This window comes from Micromonospora sp., assembly GCF_048594385.1.
Lineage (GTDB): Bacteria > Actinomycetota > Actinomycetes > Mycobacteriales > Micromonosporaceae > Micromonospora > Micromonospora wenchangensis.
In genome coordinates, this window is sequence record NZ_JBMDWU010000236.1 from 1 (window position 1) to 3,860 (window position 3,860).

General features: G+C 73.4%; 4 protein-coding genes. 1 reads left to right on the top strand and 3 read right to left on the bottom strand.

Going from position 1 to position 3,860, the window contains the following annotated elements; genetic code table 11:
* The 3 genes from ACOJTC_RS12395 to ACOJTC_RS12405 all read right to left on the bottom strand — a co-directional run.
* The coding region (locus tag ACOJTC_RS12395) for a response regulator (protein ID WP_420116960.1) at positions 1–485 on the bottom strand (485 nt) is incomplete at its 3' end.
* The gene (locus tag ACOJTC_RS12400; protein ID WP_204928209.1) at positions 449–1,753 is read right to left on the bottom strand and encodes a sensor histidine kinase; all 1,305 of its coding nucleotides are present in this window, start codon (positions 1,751–1,753) and stop codon (positions 449–451) included. The genes ACOJTC_RS12400 and ACOJTC_RS12395, both read right to left, overlap by 37 nt.
* 17 nt (positions 1,754–1,770) lie before the next feature.
* Positions 1,771–3,291, bottom strand: a complete 1,521-nt coding sequence (locus tag ACOJTC_RS12405; RefSeq protein ID WP_420116961.1) for a serine/threonine-protein kinase — start codon at positions 3,289–3,291, stop codon at positions 1,771–1,773.
* Between the two features lie 359 nt (positions 3,292–3,650).
* Between ACOJTC_RS12405 and ACOJTC_RS12410 the strand changes: the two genes are divergently transcribed.
* The coding region (locus ACOJTC_RS12410; RefSeq protein WP_420116962.1) for a hypothetical protein at positions 3,651–3,860 on the top strand (210 nt) is incomplete at its 3' end.

Sequence of the window (3,860 nt, forward strand, 5' to 3'; positions counted from 1 at the left end):
ATCAGCTTCAGCACCTCCCGCTCGCGGGGGGTGAGGGTCGACAGCGGCTCCCGACGGGACCTGCCGGCCAGCAGTTGGGAGATCACCTGCGGGTCCATCGCGGTGCCCCCGTCGGCGACCCGGCGGATGGCGTCGACGAACTGGTCGCTGTTGAGCACCCGGTCCTTCAACAGGTAGCCGATCCCCCCGCTGGCGTCGGCGAGCAGTTCCTTGGCGTACAGCTGCTCGACGTGCTGGGAGAGCACCAGGATCGGCAGGCCGGGGCAGCGGCGACGCGCCTCCAGGGCAGCCTGCAGGCCCTCGTCGGTGAACGTGGGCGGCAGTCGCACGTCGACCACCGCGACCTCCGGGCGGAGGGTCACCAGGGCGTCGAGCAGAGCCGGTCCGTTGTCGACCGCCGCGACGATCTCGAAGTCGTAGGACTCGAGGAGCTGGACCATTCCCTGCCTCAGAAGGAAGAGGTCCTCGGCGAGTACAACGCGCACGGCAGCTCCAGGATCGCGACGGTCGGCCCACCTTCGGGACTGCTGAGGTCGAGCGTCCCGTCGAACGTAGCACAGCGCCGCTCGATGCCCCGGAGTCCGGTGCCGAGGCTGGCATCGGCCCCGCCCTGACCGTTGTCGATCACGACGGCCCGCAGTGAACCGTCCTCGTGCCGCAGGTCGATGCTGGCCCGGTCGGCGTTGGAGTGCTTGACCACGTTGTTCAACAGTTCGGACAGGGCGAAGTAGACGGCGGACTCCGCCGGGGCGGCCAGCCGGCCGGGGACGTCGGCGGTGACGTCGACCTCGATCGGGCTCTCCAACGCGATCGCCCGGATGGCGTCCTCCAGCCCCCGCTCGGCCAGCACCGGCGGATGGATGCCCCGGATCAGGCAGCGCAGCTCCTCCAGTGCGCTGGCGGTCGCGTTGCGGGCGTCGACCAGCAGGGTCTCCGCGACGTCCGGATTGGTGCGTAGCTGGCGGGTGGCCGCGCCGAGCTTCATGCCGATCGCGACGAGCCGGGCCTGCGCGCCGTCGTGCAGGTCCCGTTCGATCCGGCGCAGCTCGGTGGCCTGGATGTTGATCACGTCCGAGCGGGTCTCGGAGAGGTGCCGCATCCGGGAGGCGATCTCCGCCCGTTCGCTCGGGCCCAGCAGCGTCCGGGCGAAGTAGGCGTGCCCGGCCACCAGCCCGGGGGCGGCGGCCACCCAGATCGCGAACACCACCAGGCTGACCAGTGCGCCGAGCACCGCGTGCGGCCAGGTGTCCATCGGGGTGAAGCCGTACCAGAAGTCCACCCCGGACTCCCGCATCAGCATCCAGAACCCGGCGGAGAGCACCAGCCCCTCCACCGAGTAGACCAGCAGGGTGACCGGCAGCAGGCCGAGCACGAAGCCGACCAGCACGTTGAGCAGGAGGAACAGCAGGTCCCGCCAGGTCGCCGGGTCGGTGAGGATGGACCGGCAGCGTTGCACCCAGCCGACCACGCCCCGCTCGGTGGGCGGCGCCGGGAGGTAGGGCGTGGCGATCGGCACCCCGGCCCGGCCGGCGAGGTCCCGGCACAGCCCGGTGACCCGGCGGACCAGCGGGGTGACCAGGGGCAGCAGCAGCACCCCGACGCCGAGTGAGATGAACGCCGTGGCGAGCACGGTGGCGACGAGCAGGGCCAGGCTGAGGGCGGCGCTGGCGATGAGCAGCACACCGCGCCCGGTGGCGTACAGCGCCCGCGACAGGGCCCGCCCGGTGAGTTCCGCGGCGTTGGCGACGTCCATGTCCTCCGGCTCCCCGGTCACGGCAGATCGATGGTGGTGCCCGCACTCAGTGGCGTGTCGTGGACGACCAGTTGGCGCAGCTCGGTGCCGACCGGCGTGTCGTAGACCAGTGATCCGCTGACCGCCGCGCCGGGCTCGATCTTCTTCGTCAACCGTTGCGTGTCCGGATAGTAGAGCAGGGAACGGGTGTCGGGGGTGTACCCGCGCCCGTCGGCGTCGACCAGCCGTTGGCTCAGCGGCCAGACGATGGTGCCCTTGGAGCCCTTGTTGACCACGTCGACGTCGACCATGCAGAACACGCCGTCCGCCTTCTGGGTCAACGGCCAGAACCCGATCTCGCGCGACCCGCAGTGCACTCCCGTCACGGTGAACTCCAACGACCCGTCCTGCCCGGTCGCGGTGGCGGGGGTGGGGCTCGGGGTGGGTGACGGGCTCGGGGTGGGGCTCGGGGTGACGACGCCGGGCGGCGCGGACGGGCCCGCCCCGCCCGACGGCGCGCCCCGCTGGGCGGCCTGCCGCAGCGCGACCACGCCCAGCACGACGAGGGCCGCCACCGCCACCACCCCGGTCAGCACCGCCGGCCAGGACGGCGGCGGGCGACGCTGCGGTGGCGTCGGGGCGACCAGGGTGGCCGGCTGGCCGACCGCCGGGTACCACCGGGTGCCGTCGAGCTGCTCGGTGGTGGCCGCCACCGGTTCCACCGCCGAGCGGATGCTGGCCGTGTCGGCGCTGCCGACCAGGATCAGCATCGCCTCCCGCGCGGTGGGGCGCTGGCCGGGCTCGGTGCGCAGCGCCCGCGCGACCACCGCCGCCAGGCCGGCGGGCAGCCCGCTCAGGTCGGGCGGGCCGGCCGGGTGCACCCGGGGGTCCACCGGCAGCCGGCCGGTGGCGGCCCACCCGACGAGGATGCCCCAGGCGTAGACGTCGGCGGGCTGGGCCGGCGGGAAACCGGCGAGACGTTCCGGGGCCAACCAGCCCGGGGTGCCGTACGAGGGGCCGGTGGTCGGGTCGAGCGCCTCGATCAGGCTCGCCAACCCGAAGTCGATGACCTTCGGGCCGAACGGGGACAGCAGGACGTTGCGGGGGGTCAGGTCGCCGTGGGCCAGTCCGGCGGCGTGGATCGCGGTGAGCCCGGCGGCGACGCCGACGGCGAGCGCCTCGGCCTGCGGGCCGGAGAGCGAGCCGTGCCGGGTCACGTGCTCGTGCAGGGACGAGCCGGTCACGTACTCGGTGACGAGGTAGGGGACCGGCCCCTGCGGGTCGGCGTCGAGCACCCGGGCGGTGCAGAAGTCGGCCACCCGGCCGGCGGCGGCGACCTCGCGGGCGAACCGTCGCCGGAACTCCGGCCGGGAGCGCAGCTCGTCGTGGACGACCTTGACCGCCACCCGGCCCCCGCCCGGGGCCTCGGCCAGGAAGACCACCCCCATGCCGCCCGAGCCGAGCAGGCGACGCAGCCGGTAGGGCCCGACGTGCTCCGGATCGCCCGGCCGCAGCGGTGACCCCGGCTCGGCCACTGCGCCGCTGGTCAGCTCGCCCATGTAGACAAGTGTCCCATGTCGGGTCGAGGCACGCGCCCCCTGCGCCGTCCCCCGTGGACGCCCCGCAGAGCCCGCCATCGGGCCGTTCACAGCCGGGTGGGGGTAGGGGATCGCTAAGGGTTGGCACGGCCGGGGCCGGAACCTAGCGTGTGGTCGCACGCGCTCGCCGGCGCTTGATGCGGTCGGCGACCCCGCAGGTTGACGCCGGGGTCGCCGACCCCGGCGGTACGGACCTGCGCCGCCGTACCGCGCCGGCCGATGGCTGCGCTGGTACCGCCGGGGCCGGGTGTCGGCCCGCCGTTCGCCGGCAACGCACCGTCGTGGTGCGGGTCGCGCAGCAGAGAGGGACGTGATCGCCCATGACCTCCACCACCCGGTACGACGATGCGCCGGCGGCGGACGGTGGGACGCCCGGCAGGACCGAGGTGCGTCAGTTGGACCGGGTGGTGATCCGGTTTGCTGGTGACTCGGGTGACGGGATGCAGTTGACGGGGGACAGGTTCACCTCGGAGACGGCGCAGTTGGGTAACGATATTTCGACGTTGCCGAATTTCCCGGCGGAGATTCGG

What these genes read in the sequence shown, in the direction of transcription:
- ACOJTC_RS12400 (WP_204928209.1), bottom strand. Translation starts at nt 1,753, where the DNA reads ATGGACGTCGCCAACGCCGCGGAACTCACCGGGCGGGCCCTGTCGCGG.
- ACOJTC_RS12405 (WP_420116961.1), bottom strand. Translation starts at nt 3,291, where the DNA reads ATGGGCGAGCTGACCAGCGGCGCAGTGGCCGAGCCGGGGTCACCGCTG.